Below are 18,634 nucleotides of genomic sequence, written 5' to 3'. Positions count from 1 at the left end.
GATTAATCGAGCATGTCGCCGTCGACGTAGCGCCACCGCCCGTCGTCACCGCGGCAAAACCGGCTCAGCTCGTGCAGCCGCTGTGCGCGCCCGCCGCCTGCGCCGGCGCTCCGGTAGCGCGCGATGAACTCGACCCGGCTGTGCGCATCATCGTCGCTGACGTGTTGCTTGACCGTCAAGCCGAGCCAGCGGGTCGGCGTATCGGCGTCGCAGCCCAGATCCGGTGGACAGGTGGACGGGTCCCACGTCTGGCGCAAGTAGTCGAACGCATGCAGCGTATAGGCGGTATAGCGCGAGCGCATCAGTTCGAGCGCCGAGGGCGCCGCTTCGCCGTCTTCGATGAAGCGCGCGCAGCAGGGGCCATAACGTGCCGGGCGGCCTTGCTGCACTGCGCCGCAGGGGCACGGCGCCTCGGGCGACAAGTGCAGATGTGCCGTGTGCCGCGCGCGGGGCGTCTGCGGTGTGCGGTTCAAAACAACTCGATCCCCATCGCAGTGGCTTCGCCGCCGCCGATGCACAGGCTTGCAACACCCCGCTTCAGGCCGCGCTGGCGCAACGCGCCGATCAACGTCGCGATGATGCGCGCACCCGAGGCGCCAATCGGATGGCCCAGCGCGCAGGCGCCGCCATGCACGTTGACCTTCTCGTGTGGTAAGCGGTGTGCCTGCATCGCCGCCAGCATGTCGTGCGCGAACATCGCGGCGCGCATGCCGGAACCGCACATCTTGTTGACTGTCGTGCAGCCGGTGGACAGCGGCAGCCCTGCGCCCAAAGCGGCCTGGCGCGCCGGCGCCTGGCCAACTCCGGCGGGCAGCACGCACCCCATCACCACCTCGTCGAGCTGCGCGGGCTCCAAGCGCGCCCGTTGCCGCGCGGCGCTAATCGCCGCAGCGCCGAGCTGCGGGCAGGTCAGCGACGCGAAATCGCCCTGGAAGCCAGCAATCGGCGTACGGGCAACGCTGGCGATCACGATCGGATCGCGTTCGATGGAGGCGGTCATCGGGGTGTCTTCTGGCTCAAATCGAGTATTTCCTGGTTCGATTCAGCGCGTAACGCCGGCAGCGGGTTCGCCTGGGTGGACGTGGCCGACGGCTGCCGCCAAGCGCGCCGCATCGTCGGCGAGCACGTCGTTTGGATGAGACGGCGGCGCCGCATCGGCTGGACGGTTGCGCTTGAGCGCATCCACGCACCGCGCATAGGTTGTGTCCAGCGCGCCCGGCTCGCAGATCGTCATGCCCAGGTTGCGCATCTTGCCATCGTGCACGCCGTACACCCAGCCATGCACGGTAAGCGGCTGGCCCCGTTTCCACGCATCGTTCACGATCGTCGTGCGGCACACGTTGACCACTTGTTCGATCGTGTTGAGCTCGACGAGCCGGTGGTGTCGCACCTGGCCCAGCGGCCATTCAGCAAGCAGCGCCGCGTGCTTGCCGTGCACGTCCTGAATGTGATGCAGCCAGTTGTCGGCCAGTCCGACGCGCGTGCCGAACAGCGCGGCGCGCACGCCCGAGCAGCCATAGTGGCCAACCACCATGATGTGTTTGACCTTGAGCAACTCGACGGCGAACTGGATCACCGACAGGCAGTTCAGGTCCGAGTGCACGACCACGTTGGCAATGTTGCGGTGCACGAACACTTCACCGGGCGGCAAGCCAATGATCTGGTTGGCGGGCACGCGTGAGTCGGAGCAGCCGATCCACAGGTACTCCGGGTTCTGTTGCTCGGCCAGTCTCGCGAAGTACTGGGGGTCTTCGCCGAGCTTGCGCTCAACCCACAGCCGGTTGTTCTCGAACAGGTGTGCAAGCGGTTCAGACGCGGGAGAGGACGGTTTTTGATCCATGGTCATCGTTTCGTTTGTTGGTCGTGCTTCGTACATTGCGTGTCGGTTAGGTCTCATGCAACGGCGGCGCGCGGCGTGCGTTGGCCAACGGCTGCGCGGCGGGGGCGGGCCGCTGCGAAGCATTCAGGGTAACGCACGCAAAATCGCTCGCTGCGTTCATAGGGAAAGCAATCGGGTAACATACCAGCTAGTAACTGTTCTTTGGTTGACTGCCACAACGCCGGGTCGAAAAAATCCGGGTGATGACGCAGAAACGCGGCGCGCACACGCGGGTCACCGAGCAGGAACGTGCCGTAGGTCTGCGGGAAGATATCGTGCGGGCCGATCGCGTACCAGGGCTCGCCCGACATCTCATCCTCATCATGACGCGGTGGCGGCACGCGGCGCACATTGCAGTCCGTCAGGTATTCGATCTCGTCGTAATCGTAGAAGACAACGCGGCCGTGACGCGTCACACCGAAGTTCTTATATAGCATGTCGCCGGGAAAAATGTTGGCCTTGATCAGTTCCTTGATCGCATTGCCGTATTCCTTGATGCCGTGATCGACCTGCTCGTCCGTGCCATGCTGCAGATACAGGTTGAGCGGCGTCATCCGGCGCTCGATGTACAGATGGCGGATCACCACGGTGTCGCCCTCGTACTCGATCATCGACGGCGCGTATGTCTCCAGTTCCTTGGTCAGCGCATCGTCCAGCCGCGACAGCGGCAATGCGACTTCCGAATACTCGAGCGTGTCGGCCATCCGGCCGACACGGTCGTGCCGCTTGACGAGCTGGTACTTGGCCTGGATTTGCTCGCGCGTGGTCTCCTTCGGTGGCGGGAAACTGTCCTTGATCAACTTAAACACGTAAGGGAACGAGGGCAGCGTCAACACCAGCATCACCAATCCCTTAATGCCGGGCGCGATGACGAACTTGTCGCTGGAGTGCGATAGGTGATGCAGCAGGTCGCGGTAGAACAGGTTCTTACCCTGTTTTTGCAGGCCCACCGATGTGTAAATCTCGGCCTTCGGCTTGCCCGGCATGATCGAGCGCAGGAACTGCACGGTGGCCGATGGCACCTCCATGTCGACGAGGAAGTACGAGTGCGAGAAGCTGAAAATAATCAGGATTTGCTCGCGGCGCAACAGCACCGTATCCAGCGTCAGCAGGCTGTCCGCGGTATGCCGGATCGGCACCGAGAACGGGATCACATGCTCGCCGTTGATGATCCGCCCGACGATGTAGGCTGCCTTGTCGCGAAAGAACAGTGACGACAGCACGTGGATCTGGAAGTTGAACGCCGCGTCGAACTCGCCAAACGCGTCGCGAATTGAGCGCATCACGCAGTCCACGTCGCGTGGCAGATCCTCGAACGGCACGTCGAGCTGGAAATTCGTGACGATGCGCTGCAGCGTCGACGCGAGCCCGTCGGCTTCCGGGTAGTACGCGCGATATGTGGGCTTGGCCGCCGGCTCGTCGTTCTCGATATATTCGGTTGAGATGGCCGGGCGCACGAAAATGAAGTCGTTATTGAAATAAGAGCGGTGCAGCATCTTGCAGCACACCGAATTGAAGAACGTTTCTGCACACTCGGGCTGCCGGTGGTGGGTCAGCAACCCGATGTAGTGCAATTTGATTTGTTGCCAGACTTCGTCGTCGATGTTTTCCGGGTCATATTCGTCCTCGAGCAACTCGACGCACTCACGCACCCGATCATCGTACGATGTGATCCGCTCGCGCGCGAGCTTCTGCAAACCGTGCCAGTCGCCGCGCTCGAACTGGCATTTCGCGTTGATCGCGGCCTCGCGAAAGATCTGGTAATGGCGGTTGAAACCCTCCAGGATCGTCTGCGCGACGTCAAAACCGATCTGCGACGACAGCAGTTTCGGGAAAAGTTTCATGCAATTAGCGTCTTTTTCCGTAGTTCGGTAGCCACATCATGCCGCTGCGATGACTCAAGCAGCGCTTGCGCTTGCGCCTCGTACTGGGCAAGGTCCTCGAGCGTTGCGTTCAGATCTTCCATTTGATGCTCCAGCACCCGCCGGTGCTCGGTCAGCGTGGTGAGAAAGGCCTGAAGCTGCGCGACCGTGTCGGTCGGCGATTCGTATAGGTCGAGCAGCGCACGGATCTCGGACAGCGTGAAACCGAGCCGCTTACCGCGCAACGTCAGCTTCAACCGCGTGCGGTCCCGCGCCGAGAAGACGCGGCGCAGGCCGCTTGCGCCCTCGCGGCTCGGCGACAACAGGCCCTGGTCCTCGTAGAAACGGACCGCCCGCGGCGTCACGTCGAATTCACGGGCTAATTCAGTCATGGTGTAGTGCGTCGGCATGTCGGCAGCAACATGGATACAATGCATGTTTACGTTATCGTCAACCTTACCGGAACGCAACGACTGCAAACCCGACTCCCATGAACGCGCTCGAACATCAGTTGGACTACGTTTTCGCCGATATCCTGCCGGCCGACGGCGCCGTGCACGAAGTCGCGCCTGGCGTGTTGTGGATCCGCATGCCGCTGCCCTTCAAACTTGACCACATCAACTTGTGGCTGCTGCGCGACCAATCCGGCGCGCAACCCGGCTGGACGATCATTGATTCCGGGATCGCGAGCGACACGATCAAGGCCCATTGGGAGCGGATTTTCGACGATGTGCTGGGCGGCTTGCCGGTGCTGCGCGTGCTGGTCACCCACTTTCACCCGGACCATTTGGGCTTGGCGCACTGGCTGTGCGACGGTGGCGAACGCGGCCGCTGGCGCGCCCCGCTGTGGATGACGTTGGGCGAGTACCTGATGGGCCGTCTACTGTCATCGGCCAAGGATGGGGATTCGAACGCCGGCGGCGAGGCGGCTGCGCGGTTTTTCACAAGCCACGGCCTGAACGATCCGCAGTCGGTCGAGAAGATCCGTGTACGCAAAGGGTATTACCACGCGCTGGTCCCGCAGGTGCCCATGTCGTATGTGCGGATGCAGGAGGGGGATACGGTGACGATCGGCTCGCGGCGCTGGCGCGTGATCACCGGATTGGGCCATTCGATCGAGCATTGCGCGCTGTATTGCGACGCGGACCGCCTGTTGATTTCCGGGGATATGGTGTTGCCGCGGATTTCGACGAATGTATCGGTGTTTGAGATCGAGCCGGGCGGCAACCCGCTGGCGCAGTATCTGGATTCGCTTGGCCGCTATCATGGATTGTCTGATGATACGCTCGTGTTGCCGTCGCACGGCAAGCCGTTCCGTGGCCTGCACACGCGCATCGCACAGTTACGCGAGCATCATGCGGCGCGGCTGGACGAAGTGCGTGAAGCGTGCGCGCGGCAGCCGCACAGTGCAGCCGACATCGTGCCGCTGATGTTCAAGCGGCCGCTGGACTTGCATCAGATGACGTTTGCGATGGGCGAGGCGCTGGCCCATTTGCATTTTTTTTGGCATGCCGGCGAACTTGAGCGCGTCGAGCACGACGGCGTGATTCGGTTCGCGCCGTACGCTAATTAGTGTGCCGTCGATAAGCCGGGCGGTGTGCTCATCAGACCCGTTGGATACACGACGACGCTAGCGGGGCGGCTATGCGGACCATAGGCATGGCATTCAAACTGTCGGCTATCAACTGTTCCGCTTTTGTTTCTCTTCATTGTTAACGCTTGCGACGGAAAACCCACCAGCGGGCAGAGGAAAAATTTACCGCAAGTCCAGCGAGCGAGCCAGCCGCTACCCCGATGTAAGGTACAAAGACGCGCGGTGGCAAATTAAGGACCACTGCGCTGTATGCGGCGTAGTTCACGCACCCGCCAGCGAACATTGCGATGAAGTACCGCCACCATTGGCGCCACGCCGATCCGCATTGTTTGTCCGAGAATGTGAATTGCCGGTTCAACTGCCAGGTGACCCAGACGGCCACGAGAAACGACGCCGCGCGTCCAGCGAAGTAGCCGAGCCCGATCCATAGCATGAGCCATAGCATGCCGGCGTCGACAATGAATCCCGCTATACCGGCGATCGCGAAACGAAGGAATTGCGAACGCACGTTAGCCTTGTTTTGTCGCAGGCCGTGGCGCATCCACCGACAAGTATGCAAATCGCTTTGCCTCGATGCGCCCGCGCGTCACAGTGTCCAGTATGATGTCGCAGGCTAGCAGGATCGAACCAATCAGCATCAATGCCGCGCACAGTACAGCGGTTGGCAACCGAGGCACAAATCCGGTATGCAAATAATCGTCAAAGACGGGAAGCGCAAGCAGTAACGACGACAGTGCACAGACGAAGAAGCCCATCGAAAAAAACAGTAGTGGCTTCCCCGCTTTGAACAACCGCACAATCATCATCAGGATTCGCCAACCGTCGGTCCAGGTGTTCAGCTTACTGGTAGATCCTCGCGGTCGCACGCCATATGCAGTCGAAATCTCGGCGACGGGCATGCGCAGTTCCAGTGCATGCATCGTGAACTCGGTTTCAATCTCAAAGCTGCTCGCATGAGCCGGAAAAGATTGTACAAAACGGCGTGAGAATGCGCGGTATCCAGACAGCATATCGGTGAAAAAGCGATGATAAGGCTCACAAATGTGGTGTGTCAGCGTTTTCTATCCGAGCTCGCCAACGTTTGCCTAGTCGACCTTCACGCTCGAATAGTCTTGTCGGCCGAACGGGCTCACCCGGTAGCCGCTGACATTGCTGCGCGTCAGCGCGGTCGCGCTCGGGTATGCCAGGGGAATCCACAATGCCTTGTCATGAATGATCTTCTGGGCGGCGGCGTACACTTTCGCGCGGGTGGGCTGATCGGCGGTGCGCTTGCCATCCGCGATCAATTTGTCCAGTTGCGGGTCGCAGTAGCGGGCAAAATTGATGCCGGATTTCACCGAGGCGCACGAAAACTGCGGCGTCAGGAAGTTGTCCGGATCACCGTTGTCGCCCGCCCATCCCATGAACAGTAGGTCGTGCTGACCCTGCTTCGCATCCTTGATCAGCTGTCCCCATTCAATGACCTTGACCTGTGCCCTCACGCCGATGCGCGCTAAGTCGGCTTGTAACAGCTCGGCGCCTGCTTTCGGGTTCGGATTCAGCACGCTGCCGCCGGAGCGCGCCCAGATCGTCGTCTCAAAACCGTTCGGATAACCGGCGTCGGCCAGCAGCTTTTTCGCCTGCTCGACGTTGTACGGGTAGGGCTCGATCGTCTTGTCATCGATCCACGTATTGGGCGGATACGGGTTGACGGCCGGCACTGCCGTGTTGTCAAACAGCGTTTTGATGTACGTCTGCCGGTCGAACGCGATGTTCAATGCTTGCCGGACCTTATCATTGTCCAGCGGCTTATGCTGCGTATTCAATGCGACAAACGCGGTCATAAACGCTGGTGTTTGCACGACCTTGAGTGATTTGTCGCTCCTGGCTGCCACTACATCCTGCGGCTTGGGCGACAGCGCAATCTGGCATTCGCCTGACTTGATCTTTTGCGCGCGCACCGCCGCATCGGGCGTAATGGCATAGATTAGCCGGTCGATCTTCGGTTTACGACCCCAATAAGTTGGATTCACGTCGTAGCGGATCACCGCATCCTTCGTGTAACTTTTCAGCACGAACGGACCGGTGCCAACCGGCTTCGAATTGATGTCGGCTTGTCTGCCCGTCTTTTCCAACTGGCGCGCGTACTCTGCCGAGTAGATTGATGTGAACGGCATCGTCAGGATCGACACAAACGTTGCATTGGACTCGGAAAGTTCGAACTTCACCGTCAGGTCGTCCACTTTGGTAACCGATTTGATCAGCTTCGGCAGGTTCATCGACTGCGCATGCGGAAAGCCGCCATTGCCCCCAATCTTGTGCCAAGGATGATTCGGATCGAGCATCCGGTTAAACGTAAACAATACGTCGTCGGCGTTCAGTGCGCGGGACGGCTTAAATTCTTCCGTAGTCTGGAACGATACATTGGGGCGCAGGTGGAACGTGACGACGAGCCCGTCCGAGCTGACCTCCCACCGGTCGGCGAGCGACGGCGCGAGCTTGCCGACCGACTCGTCGTAGCGCACCAATTGATTAAAGACGACGTCGCCGGATGCGTTGGAGGTGGTCAGCGAGTTGTACTGCACGACGTCGAAGCCGTCCGGGCTAGCCTCGGTGCACACGGTCAACGGCTTGGCCTGCAACCAGGCGGGCGCGGTCAGCAGCATGGTCGCCACGCCGAGCCACGCGGCTGCGCCGCGTGGTCCACGGCGCACGCTAACGGGGTGTTTCACACGCATACGATCTCCCAAAGCTTATTCTTCACGGTTCCTGATGGTGGCCTCGACTACCAGGCGGCAGGGGCCGAATCCGGCTATTCTGATACGTTTTTCGCCACCGTGCTGTTTGTCGCGTCGCTTTATCGCGCAGCGCGGGGTTTGCGCGGCGCCCGCTCGAACGCGAAATCGTAGAGCCAGCGCGGCAGCACATGTAGCAACGCGGCAACTACGCGCATTGGTCGCGGGAAGATGGCGAAGCGCTTCTTGGCGGCGATGGCCGCCGCCGCGTTAGCGGCGAACCGGTCGGGGTCCATCAAAAACGGCATCGGGTAGGGATTACCGTCGGTCATCGGCGTACGGATGTAGCCGGGCGCGATCGTGACGACTGCCACGCCGGCGGGGCGCATCTCGACCCGTAGCGCCTCCAGGTACTTCATCGCGGCCGCCTTGGACGCGCTGTAGGCGCCTGCGCCTGGCAGGCCGCGCACGCCCGCCACGCTGGCAATGCCCACCAGCGTACCGCGCCGGGCGGCGACCATCGCGGCGGCGAATGGCTCGAAGGTCGCGACCATGCCGAAGTAGTTAGTGTCCATGATCGCGCGGAACGCTGGCAGGTCGCCGTGGCCGGTGACTGCGCCGGCGCTCATGCCAGCGTTTGCGATCACGATATCCGGCAGACCGTAGCGGTTGATGAACTGCTGTGCCGCGAGCGCGAGCGCGGCGGCATCACGTACGTCTGCCACATGGATCGACACGCTTGCTTGCGGGAAGCGGCTGCGGCACGACTCGGCAAAGTGGGCCAGGACCTCGCCACGGCGTGCGACCAGCCCCAGGCTCGCCCCCGCTCGCGCGTAGTGGCGCGCAAATGCGAGCCCGATGCCGCTCGACGCACCGGTGATGAAGACCTTCAATGGGGCGGCTTCACTCATCGCGGCATGGCATGGCGTGGCGCGGGATGCGTCGCACCCGCTACATTTTCTTCGCGGCCACTTGCTCGACTAAGTAGTCGAGTACCTGAACGGTACCTTCCAGGCTGTTGGTCGCCGCCGGGCCAGTCTCGTATTTGCCTTGCACGACCACGGTTGGCACGCCGTCGATCTTGTAGTCCTGCGCCATCTGCGACACGCGCTTCAACTCGCTCGCGACGGTGAACGAGTTATATGCATCGAGGTACTTTTTCTTGTCCACGCCGTGCTTGGCAAGAAAGTCCGCTTGCGCGTCCGGCGTCAGCAGGTAGTTCCGCTTGACGTGGATCTCGTCAAAGATCACGGGCGCGAGTTTGTCACTCAGGCCGAGCACGTCCAGCGCGAGCAGCATCTTCGAGTGAGGAACGAACTGGTCGCGAAACGCGACCGGCACGCGCCGGAACACGATGTTCGCACCTTGCTTGGCCTTCCACTTTTCAAGGTACGGGTCGAGCTCGCTGCAATGGGGGCAGCCGTACCACATAAATTCGGTCACTTCGACCTTGCCGGCCGGGGCCTTCACTGGCTGGGCTGGCGCGAGCACCGTATAGTCCTTGCCAGCGACCGGCGCGGACGGTGACGCGTGGGCGAACGGGGCTGCGCCGAGGGCGACAGCGGCGGCGAGCAGGGCAACGCTAAGGGTTTTTTTCATGGTGGACCGTGGCAAAAGCGTGGCAAGAAAAAAGCGGCATGAAACCTGTTTAGACGGGTACGGATGCCGCCGGTTCAAGAGTGCGCGTCACGCGCGTGGCTCGCGCGTGACGCGGGACTCGAGGCTATTGCTTCGTGAAGCGGATCACGGCAGTGTCGACACCGGCATCGGACAGCCGCTGCCGGGCGCTGTTCATGTCCTCGAAACGCGAGAACGGGCCGATGCGCACACGGTAATACACGACCCCGCCGGCGTCGCGCTGCGTGATCTTGGACTCGAATCCTTGCAGCGCCAGCCGCGCGCGCTGCTGCTCCGCATCCTGTTCCGTGCGGTACGCGCCGACCTGCAGGAAATAGCCGGTGTTGGCCTCGTTCGCGTCCGGATTTTGCAGGGCAGCCGGCGTGCCGGCGCCTGGCTTGGCCGATGCGGAGGTGGGCGCGCTGGCGCTGCCGCCGGACGGCGCGGGATGGGGCGCCGGCGTCGCGGGCGGGCTCCAGAGCGCCGGGGGCTTCGGCTGCGCTGGCGTGGCGCTGGCCGTGGACGGGACCTCGACGATCTGCGGCTCTTCCAGCACGCCCGTGGGCTGCGATGGCTGCGAGCTCTGGCCTGGCGCCGTGTTCGGCGGCGGCTGGGTGGCCGATGGTGGTACCGCCTGACCGGGCGACTTGCCGGCCAGCGCCCGGTTCGGATCAAACGTCGTGCCGCCCCCTGCCGTGTCGGATGCTGTTTCGGGTGCGTTGCCCCTGGACACGAACGGCGTTGGCGCTCCCCTGATGTACAGTGCCACCACGATTGCGATCGCCAGCCCGACGATCAATCCCAATACGATACCGAGGAACGTCCCTCCACGTTGCTTCGAATTCGGCGAGGAAGATCGTCGTGCTTTTGCCATCGTGTTTGATTACCTATTTCTCTATGAAACCGCCTGGATGACACCGTGGCCGCCATGCCGCTGTCGCGCCCGAGTCATCCGTGACCGGGAAGCACCGATTATACGGTCCCCACGCCGCCTGCCGTGCCTTACATCTTCTCGGGCGCCGACACCCCGATCGTCGCGAGCCCGTTGGCCAATACCTGGCGCGTCGCGGCCAGCAACGCCGCGCGGGCCAGGCGCTCGCGCGCATCGTCCACGAGCACCCGCTCGGCGCGGTCGTTGTAAAACGAATGGAACTCGCCTGCCAGGTCGCGCAGATAGAATGCGACGGCATGAGGGGCCAATTCGTTTGTTGCGTGCTCCAGCATCCGCGGATATTCGGCCAGTTTTTGCAGCAGCGCCTTGGACCGCTCGGTGCCGAGCGGCGTCAAGTCAATCTGCGACCAGTCCTCGGGATCGTCCGCATAGCGTGCGCGCAACTCTGACAGCACCGAGCAGATCCGCGCATGCGCGTATTGCACATAGTAGACCGGATTCTCGTCGTTTTGCTTTAACGCGAGGTCGATGTCGAATGTGAATTCGGTATCGGCCTTGCGCGAGATTAGGAAGAAGCGCACCGCGTCGCGGCCCTTGCGAAGCATGTCGCTGTCCAGTTGCCCAGGGCTCAGCGAGGCGGCGGACTCGTCTGGATTGCCGCCACCGGACCATACGATCAAGTCTCGCACCGTCACGTAGCTGCCTGCCCGCTTGGAGATCTTGATCTCGCGGCCGTCGCGCATCACGGTGACCATCTTATGCAGCACGTAGTCCGGATAGCCGCTCGGAATGCCGATGGCCAATGCCTGCAAGCCGGCGCGCACGCGCGCGATCGTGCCATGGTGATCCGAGCCCTGCACGTTGATCACTTTCGTGAAGCCGCGCTCCCACTTGGTGACGTGATAGGCGACGTCCGGCACGAAGTAGGTATAGGTGCCGTCCTTCTTGCGCATCACCCGGTCTTTGTCGTCGCCGTAGTCGGTGGTGCGCAGCCACAGCGCGCCATCGTCCTCGTACGTCTTGCCGGCGCTCACCAGCGCCTGAACCGCGCGCTCGACGCGGCCTTCGTCGTACAGTGACGACTCCAGGTAGTACTGGTCGAACTGGACGCCGAATGCCTTCAAGTCGATGTCCTGCTCGCGGCGCAGGTAGGTCACGGCGAAGCGCCGGATTGCATTGAGATTGTCGACGTCACCGGCGCCCGTCACAGGCGCGCCATCGCTGGCCGACACCGTTTCGCCGGCCAGGTAGTCGCGCGCGATGTCCGCGATGTAGTCGCCGTTGTAGGCCGCTTCCGGCCACTGCGCATCGCCCGGCTTGAAGCCGCGCGCTCGCGCCTGCACCGATAGGGCAAGCGTATTGATCTGCACGCCGGCGTCGTTATAGTAGAACTCGCGGTGCACGGTCCAGCCCTGTGTCTGCATGAGTGCGCCAAGGGCGTCGCCGAGCGCCGCCTGTCTGCCGTGGCCCACATGCAGCGGCCCGGTCGGATTGGCCGACACGAATTCGATCAGCACCTGCTTGCCATGGCCGCCGTGCCCTGGCGGCGCAAAGCCGAAGCGCTCGCGCTCTGCCAGTACCGCGTGCACGGTCTGCTGTTTCGCGGCGTCGGTCAGCCGCAGGTTCAGGAAACCCGGGCCGGCGACTTCCGCGCCGGCGATCAGCCCGGCTGCGCGCGGGTGCGCGAGGGTAGCCTCGGCCAGTTGTTGCGCCAGCACGCGCGGATTGGCGCGCAGCGGCTTGGCCAGTTGCATCGCCAGGTTCGACGCGACATCGCCATGTGCGGCGATCTTGGGCCGGTCCAGCGCGATGGTGGGCTGCACGAATGCTGCATCGCTGGCCGCCGGCGACGCCTGGACGACTCCGGCGACGGCATCTGCTAGGATCGATTCGATGATGTGTTTCTGTGCGGGCAGCATGGAATGACGGCAGTTATCGAAACGGGCGCGGGCGCGGCAACCCCATTGGCCGCCTGCCCCGCGAACACGCACAAAGCGGAAATGATGGATTTTAGCAGGTGCTAAACTGTCGAATACAGTTCAGGCCGGTGCGGTGCGCATGCAGCGCCAGCGACGCTGGCGCGACCGGACCGACGCAGCGAACAAGGAGCCGCCATGCTGATCACGTTCAAGTCTCGGGCCACCGTGGAGGTGACGATGCTCGAAAACCTTGCGCAATTCCTGCTGGCGATCATCGGCAAGCGCCTCGCGCAGCGTGGCGTCATCGCGCATGACGAATTGCAGCCGGCGATCGCCAAACTCGAGGCGGCTATTGCGCAGGACAAGCAACGCCGTGCCGAACACGGCGGCCATGTCGATGACCATGATGGGGATCACGAGGCGCACGAGGTGCCGATCGGCTTGGCGCAGCGTGCCTATCCGTTCCTCGACATGCTGCGGCAGGCGCACAAGGAAAAATCGGACGTGATCTGGGGCGTTTGAGCGCGCTAATCGCCCCGCAATGCGGGGGCGCCATCGCGCGCCGGCGCCGCCGGGCAGGGCCGGTGAACGATTGGCTCGTGCCAAGATCGGGCTCACAGCTGCGGCGCCAGCGCGCGTCGCGCGTGCTCCAGTGACAGGCCCATGCGGCGCGCGTAGTCCTCGAGCTGATCGTCGCCGATCTTGCCGACGGTGAAATACCGGCTGTCCGGGTGGGACAGATAGAAGCCCGACACGCTGGCCGCTGGCCACATCGCCAGCGATTCGGTCAGGCTCATGCCGATCTCGTCCGCCTGCAGCGTCGCAAACAGGTCACGCTTGACCAGATGGTCCGGACACGCCGGATAGCCGGGCGCGGGCCGAATGCCGGCGTACTGCTCAGCAATCAACTGATCGTTACTCAGTGCCTCGTCGGCCGCGTAGCCCCACAAGTCGCGTCGCACGCGCTGATGCAGTTGTTCGGCGAACGCTTCGGCAAGCCGGTCCGCGAGCGCCTTCAGCATGATCGCGCTGTAGTCGTCATGGTGCTGCTCGAACTGCTTCTCGCGCGCGTCCACGCCTAATCCCGCCGTGACCGCGAACAAGCCGATGTAGTCGGCGATGCCGCTGGCGCGCGGCGCAATGAAATCGGCCAGGCAGCGGTTGGGCCGCGTCACGCCGTCCACGACGGGTCGCACGCTTTGCTGGCGCAGGTTGCGCCACGTTAGCGCAACCTGTGTGCGGCGCTCGTCGGTATAGATTTCGATGTCATCGTCGTTCACCGTGTTGGCGGGCAACAGCGCGATCACGCCGTTCGCGCTCAGCCAGCGTCCCTGGATCAGCCGCGCGAGCATCGCCTTGCCATCGTCGAACACGCGCCGCGCCGATTCGCCGACTACCTCGTCGTCTAAGATCGCCGGGAAGCGTCCGGCCAGGTCCCAGGTTTGGAAAAACGGGCCCCAGTCGATGTAGCGCGCAAGCTCGGCCAGATCCTGGTTCTTGAACGTGCGCCGGCCAACGAACTTGGGCTTGGGGGGCACATAGCCGTCCCAGTCGATGCGGGTCTTGTTCGCGCGTGCCTGCGCCAGTGTGACCAGCGGCTGGGCCTTCTTGTTCGCGTGCTGCTCGCGGATCCGGTCGTAGTCGGCGCGCAACTCGTCAATGTAACGCGCCGCGCCTTCGTCGGACAGTAGGCTGGAGGCGACCGAGACCGAGCGCGACGCGTCGGGCACGTAGACAACCGGGCCATCGTAGTTCGGCGCGATCTTCACCGCGGTGTGCACGCGCGAGGTGGTCGCGCCGCCGATCAGCAGCGGGATGTTCTTGCCACGGAAATACTCATCGCGCTGCATCTCGGCGGCGACGTAGGCCATTTCCTCCAGGCTCGGCGTGATTAGCCCGGACAGTCCGACGATGTCGGCGCCTTCGGCTTTGGCGGTCGCAAGGATGTCCGTGCACGGCACCATCACGCCCATGTTGACCACCTCGAAGTTATTGCACTGGAGCACCACGGACACGATGTTCTTGCCGATGTCGTGCACGTCGCCCTTGACCGTGGCGATCACGATCTTGCCTTTAGGCTTCACGTCCGAGCCGGCGGCGGCCAATTGACGCTTTTCCTCCTCGATGAACGGAATCAGGTGCGCGACCGCCTGCTTCATCACGCGCGCTGATTTCACCACCTGCGGTAGGAACATCTTGCCTTGTCCGAACAGGTCGCCGACGATATTCATGCCGTCCATCAACGGCCCTTCAATCACGTTGATCGGCCGCCCACCGGCTTGCGCGATTTTCATGCGCGCCTGCTCGGTGTCCTCAACGATAAAGGTCGTGATGCCGTGCACGAGCGCGTGGGCCAGCCGCTGCTCGACCGGCTGGTCTCGCCATTGGAGGTTTTCCTCCTTTTTGGCCGCACCGCTCTTGTACTTGTCCGCGATCTCCAGTAGCCGGTCCGTCGCATCGGGCCGACGATTGAGCACGACGTCTTCGACGCGCTCGCGCAGCACGGGGTCCAACTCCTGGTACACGCCGAGCTGGCCGGCGTTGACAATGCCCATATCCATGCCGGCCTGGATCGTGTGATACAGGAACACCGTATGGATCGCCTCGCGCACTGAGTCGTTGCCGCGAAACGAGAACGATACGTTCGATACGCCGCCGCTCACTTTGGCATGCGGCAGGTTCTGCTTGATCCAGCGTGTGGCGTTAATGAAGTCGACCGCGTAGTTATTGTGCTCGTCGATGCCGGTGGCGATCGCAAAGATGTTTGGATCGAAGATGATGTCCTCGGGCGGGAAGCCCACTTCGTTCACGAGGATGTCATAGCTGCGCTGGCAAATCTGGCACTTGCGCTCAAAGGTGTCGGCCTGGCCGTTTTCATCGAATGCCATCACGACGGCGGCCGCACCGTAGCGGCGGATCAGCTTCGCATGGTGGCGAAACGCCTGCTCGCCTTCCTTTAGCGAGATCGAGTTCACGATCGCCTTGCCTTGCACGCATTTCAGCCCCGCTTCGATCACGTCCCATTTGGACGAGTCGATCATGATCGGCACCCGTGCGATATCCGGTTCCGACGCGATCAGGTTCAGGAAGCGAACCATCGCGGCGCGCGAATCGAGCATCGCCTCGTCCATGTTCACGTCGATCACCTGCGCGCCGTTCTCGACTTGCTGGCGCGCGACGGCGAGCGCATCGTCGAACTGGCTGTTCAGGATCATGCGCGCGAAGGCTTTGGAGCCGGTTACATTGGTGCGTTCGCCGACGTTAATGAACAGCGTCGCGTCCGTGACGTTGAACGCTTCGAGTCCGCAAAGGCGCATCGTATGGTCGGTCATGACTCGCTTTTTTCCTGATAATGCGCCCATGCGCGCGGCTTGACGCCTGCCAGGCGCGCGGCGATCGCTGCAATGTGTTCGGGCGTTGTGCCGCAGCAACCGCCAGCCAGATTGACGAGACCCGCGTCGGCGAATTCCTTGAGCAGTCCGGAGGTGACCTCCGGTGTCTCGTCAAAGCCGGTCTCGCTCATCGGGTTCGGCAACCCGGCGTTCGGATAGCACGACACGTACGTGTCGCACAACTTCGCCAGCTCGGCGATGTACGGCCGCATCAGCGCCGCCCCGAGCGCGCAGTTTAGCCCGAAGGTCAGCGGCCGCGCGTGGCGCAGCGCGTTCCAGAATGCCTCGACAGTCTGTCCGGACAGGATTCGTCCGGACGCATCGGTCACCGTGCCGGAAATCATGATCGGCAGCACCTCGCCGGTATCCTCGAACAATTGGTCGAGCGCGAACAACGCGGCTTTCGCATTGAGCGTGTCGAAGATCGTCTCCACCAGGAACAGGTCCGCACCGCCATCAAGCAGCGCTTGCGCTTGTTCGTAGTAGCTGTCGCGCAATTCGTCGAAGGTGACATTGCGCGCGCCCGGGTCGTTGACATCCGGCGAGATGCTTGCGGTCTTCGGCGTGGGCCCAATCGCCCCAGCGACGAAACGCGGCTTGTCCGGCGTCGAATACTGGTCACATGCGGCGCGCGCCAACCGTGCCGAAGCGATATTCATTTCGACGGCAAGTGTCTCCATTCGGTAATCGGCCTGGGCGATCCGGGTCGCACCGAACGTGTTCGTCTCGACGATATCCGCGCCGGCGGCCAGATACTGCTCGTGGATCTGGCCGATGATCTGCGGCTGCGTGATCGACAACAACTCGTTGTTGCCCTTGACATCATGGTCCAGCGTAGCGAACCGCTCGCTACGGTACTGGGCTTCGGACAGCTTGTAGCGCTGGATCATCGTGCCCATTGCACCGTCCAGTATCAGGATACGGCGCGCGAGCAGCGCGGGCAGTGCGCTGCCCCGGGTGTAGCGAAGGCTGTGTGCGTTTGGCATGGGATGAATGCACGAGTTGTGGCTGGCCGCGTCACTTCACGTCGTGACGGTCGGCGGCGCGTGCCGAAGTGTGCCGTAACATGGCATTCTAAAAGAAAACCCCCGCCGGGTATCCGGTGGGGGTCTTTTTGGAGTCCGCCAGCGATCGAGAATCAATGCAGTACGACGGGCTGGTTCATCAAGCTATCGAATTGCCCGAGGAATTCGTCGACTTCCTCCAGCGACGGTTGCTCTTGGATCAGGCGCTGCACGTGCTCACGAAAGCGCGCCGCCATCGAGCCGTCGATGAATATTTCACGCTGCGCATGCTTGTCGACGATCTCGAATCCGCCGGACAGCAGGGTGCCGTGCTCGGCTTGGGGGGCGAATTCGACAACGCAGTAGTTCGGGCTGTTGTAGATCATTTGCATGGCGACACTCCTCAATTCTGTTGCTCTGCCACGGTTTGCACCGTAGATGGAGAGGTTGATCAGAAATTCAAGGGGCCGACCCGGAACGGATATTTCCTGCGGTTACAGTATGTTACGTTGTCGAACTGACTGTCGTTCCGAATCTACCGATTCGACCACCGGTGCGAAAAAGGATTCCAGCGCCAGGCCGACGTGCTGAACGGCGAAGCGAAGCATCCACGTTACGGTTTCGCCGGCGCTTGCCATGGCAATGGTTCAGCATGGCTTATGCCCGGCACGGACGCGGGTGCATTGGCGGTCGCGGGCGGCAGACGCTTCTGAGCGGGTTTGACCGCAGTGACGGTCCCCGCTTCGGGCATGTCGGCCGCCCCGGATGGGGTGAACCGGCCCACCTCGCTGTTCATCGGCAGTTTGCCGTGCCAGAGCAATTCGACTTGCGTGCCATTGGGCTCGGTTTGCACCAGCCTGACCGGCAGGTAATCGAGCATGGGGCAGAGCCATACGTCGATACGGCGCCGGTCGCCGTCGCGGCGCGGCAGGCGCATGAAATGCAATGCATCGACAAATCCTTGTCGAGCCTGCACCGATTCGGTGCCGATCATCTCGACTGGCCAGGTCTCACCACTGTCGCTGTCGGCGACGAAAAACTGGCGTGTGACGCCCGGCGTATAGGCCGACGGGTCGCCGCGCACGAGGCTGGCCAATTGCATCACCATGCTGAAGCGGTCCTGCGCGCCGTCGGACAGTGGCACGGTTTGGGGCGAGCGCGAGAACGCGATGCGCCCCGGCTGCGTGTCGCGCTCGAAACGCGTCGTATCGGTGCCGCGGCGCCCGCGCTGTTCCACGTAGCGTTGCGGCGCGAGCCCGAATGCATCGACGCGGCCCTCGCTGGTGAAGCTGTATGTGCCCACGAACGGCAGCGTCATCGAGACGACCATCTGGTAATGCGAGCCATCGGTAGTCCAACGCAGCGTGCCAACCTGATTTTGTACGCCGTTGTAGAAAGTGTCGTATCGGATGTCCGCGCTCGGGGGCAGCGTGAATTTCTCGCCGCCGGGAGTGACCGACGCGGAGGCCGGCGATGGGGCTGAAGCGGCCAACGTACGCGAAACGCTTAGCGCACCGGAAGCACCGGAAGCACCGGAAGCAGCCGAGGCAGGCGAAGCATCGGATGCGCCCGGCGTCTCGGCCAGCGGCAACGCGTCGCTGGCCACCGCGTCGCACGTGGCCGGCTGCGCTTGCCGGCCGGCGCCGTATTTGCTGGCGAGCGCAGCGCGTGTGCCGGCAAAGGCTTGTGCGGCCGTGTCAGCCGGTGTGGGGTGTGCCGGCGTACGGGGGCGGGTGTCATTGTTCGCGCGCGGGGTGCGGG

General features: G+C 62.7%; 18 protein-coding genes. 2 read left to right on the top strand and 16 right to left on the bottom strand.

Annotated features, from left to right (window positions below; genetic code table 11):
* Window positions 1-2 precede the first annotated feature (2 nt).
* From KQH60_RS13835 to KQH60_RS13815, 5 genes are read right to left on the bottom strand one after another with little or no spacing between them, the layout of a single operon-like run.
* The gene (locus KQH60_RS13835; protein WP_237577022.1) at window positions 3-428 is read right to left on the bottom strand and encodes a YchJ family metal-binding protein; all 426 of its coding nucleotides are present in this window, start codon (window positions 426-428) and stop codon (window positions 3-5) included.
* A 41-nt stretch (window positions 429-469) separates the two neighbouring features.
* A complete protein-coding gene (locus KQH60_RS13830; protein ID WP_237577004.1) occupies window positions 470-1,000 on the bottom strand; it encodes a hypothetical protein in 531 nt (176 codons plus the stop codon).
* A 42-nt stretch (window positions 1,001-1,042) separates the two neighbouring features.
* The gene (can, locus tag KQH60_RS13825) at window positions 1,043-1,840 is read right to left on the bottom strand and encodes a carbonate dehydratase (protein ID WP_237577003.1); all 798 of its coding nucleotides are present in this window, start codon (window positions 1,838-1,840) and stop codon (window positions 1,043-1,045) included.
* A 53-nt stretch (window positions 1,841-1,893) separates the two neighbouring features.
* On the bottom strand, window positions 1,894-3,723 hold the full coding sequence (aceK, locus tag KQH60_RS13820) for a bifunctional isocitrate dehydrogenase kinase/phosphatase (RefSeq protein ID WP_237577002.1): 1,830 nt from the start codon (window positions 3,721-3,723) through the stop codon (window positions 1,894-1,896).
* Window positions 3,720-4,151 (bottom strand): MerR family DNA-binding transcriptional regulator, encoded by a 432-nt coding sequence (locus tag KQH60_RS13815; protein ID WP_237577021.1) that lies wholly within the window; start codon window positions 4,149-4,151, stop codon window positions 3,720-3,722. Before KQH60_RS13815 ends, aceK begins: the two co-directional genes overlap by 4 nt.
* Window positions 4,152-4,231: 80 nt before the next feature.
* Between KQH60_RS13815 and KQH60_RS13810 the strand changes: the two genes are divergently transcribed.
* Window positions 4,232-5,314 (top strand): MBL fold metallo-hydrolase, encoded by a 1,083-nt coding sequence (locus KQH60_RS13810; RefSeq protein WP_237577001.1) that lies wholly within the window; start codon window positions 4,232-4,234, stop codon window positions 5,312-5,314.
* A 139-nt stretch (window positions 5,315-5,453) separates the two neighbouring features.
* Here KQH60_RS13810 and KQH60_RS13805 read toward each other — a convergent pair whose 3' ends face one another.
* From KQH60_RS13805 to argS, 7 genes are all read right to left on the bottom strand, one after another.
* A complete protein-coding gene (locus KQH60_RS13805; protein ID WP_237577000.1) occupies window positions 5,454-5,843 on the bottom strand; it encodes a GtrA family protein in 390 nt (129 codons plus the stop codon).
* Between the two features lies 1 nt (window position 5,844).
* Complete coding sequence (locus KQH60_RS13800; RefSeq protein ID WP_237576999.1) at window positions 5,845-6,255, bottom strand: hypothetical protein; 411 nt, start codon at window positions 6,253-6,255, stop codon at window positions 5,845-5,847.
* Between the two features lie 165 nt (window positions 6,256-6,420).
* Window positions 6,421-7,980 (bottom strand): ABC transporter substrate-binding protein, encoded by a 1,560-nt coding sequence (locus KQH60_RS13795; RefSeq protein ID WP_237577020.1) that lies wholly within the window; start codon window positions 7,978-7,980, stop codon window positions 6,421-6,423.
* A gap of 191 nt (window positions 7,981-8,171) precedes the next feature.
* Complete coding sequence (locus KQH60_RS13790; RefSeq protein ID WP_237576998.1) at window positions 8,172-8,960, bottom strand: SDR family oxidoreductase; 789 nt, start codon at window positions 8,958-8,960, stop codon at window positions 8,172-8,174.
* Between the two features lie 40 nt (window positions 8,961-9,000).
* Window positions 9,001-9,648, bottom strand: a complete 648-nt coding sequence (locus KQH60_RS13785; protein WP_237576997.1) for a thiol:disulfide interchange protein DsbA/DsbL — start codon at window positions 9,646-9,648, stop codon at window positions 9,001-9,003.
* 124 nt (window positions 9,649-9,772) lie between these two features.
* Window positions 9,773-10,540: an SPOR domain-containing protein gene (locus KQH60_RS13780; protein WP_237576996.1), complete on the bottom strand. Its 768-nt coding sequence runs from the start codon at window positions 10,538-10,540 to the stop codon at window positions 9,773-9,775.
* Between the two features lie 128 nt (window positions 10,541-10,668).
* On the bottom strand, window positions 10,669-12,477 hold the full coding sequence (gene argS / locus KQH60_RS13775) for an arginine--tRNA ligase (RefSeq protein WP_237576995.1): 1,809 nt from the start codon (window positions 12,475-12,477) through the stop codon (window positions 10,669-10,671).
* 195 nt (window positions 12,478-12,672) lie between these two features.
* On the opposite strand from argS, the gene KQH60_RS13770 reads away from it, so the two are divergent.
* Window positions 12,673-12,999: a DUF1840 domain-containing protein gene (locus tag KQH60_RS13770; RefSeq protein WP_237576994.1), complete on the top strand. Its 327-nt coding sequence runs from the start codon at window positions 12,673-12,675 to the stop codon at window positions 12,997-12,999.
* Window positions 13,000-13,091: 92 nt separating this feature from the next.
* Here the strand turns inward: KQH60_RS13770 and metH are convergent, their stop codons facing one another.
* From metH to KQH60_RS13750, 4 genes are all read right to left on the bottom strand, one after another.
* On the bottom strand, window positions 13,092-15,809 hold the full coding sequence (gene metH, locus KQH60_RS13765; RefSeq protein ID WP_237576993.1) for a methionine synthase: 2,718 nt from the start codon (window positions 15,807-15,809) through the stop codon (window positions 13,092-13,094).
* The gene (locus tag KQH60_RS13760) at window positions 15,806-16,855 is read right to left on the bottom strand and encodes a homocysteine S-methyltransferase family protein (RefSeq protein WP_237576992.1); all 1,050 of its coding nucleotides are present in this window, start codon (window positions 16,853-16,855) and stop codon (window positions 15,806-15,808) included. The genes metH and KQH60_RS13760 overlap by 4 nt, the downstream gene beginning before the upstream one ends.
* Window positions 16,856-17,007: 152 nt before the next feature.
* A complete protein-coding gene (locus tag KQH60_RS13755; protein ID WP_237576991.1) occupies window positions 17,008-17,265 on the bottom strand; it encodes a DUF3567 domain-containing protein in 258 nt (85 codons plus the stop codon).
* Between the two features lie 221 nt (window positions 17,266-17,486).
* The coding region (locus KQH60_RS13750; RefSeq protein ID WP_237576990.1) for a DUF3108 domain-containing protein at window positions 17,487-18,634 on the bottom strand (1,148 nt) is incomplete at its 5' end.

It is taken from the genome of Mycetohabitans sp. B8 (genome assembly GCF_021991875.1).
Classification (GTDB): domain Bacteria; phylum Pseudomonadota; class Gammaproteobacteria; order Burkholderiales; family Burkholderiaceae; genus Mycetohabitans.
Note: the sequence above shows the minus strand (reverse complement) of the source record. Positions and strands in the feature narration are given on the sequence as shown.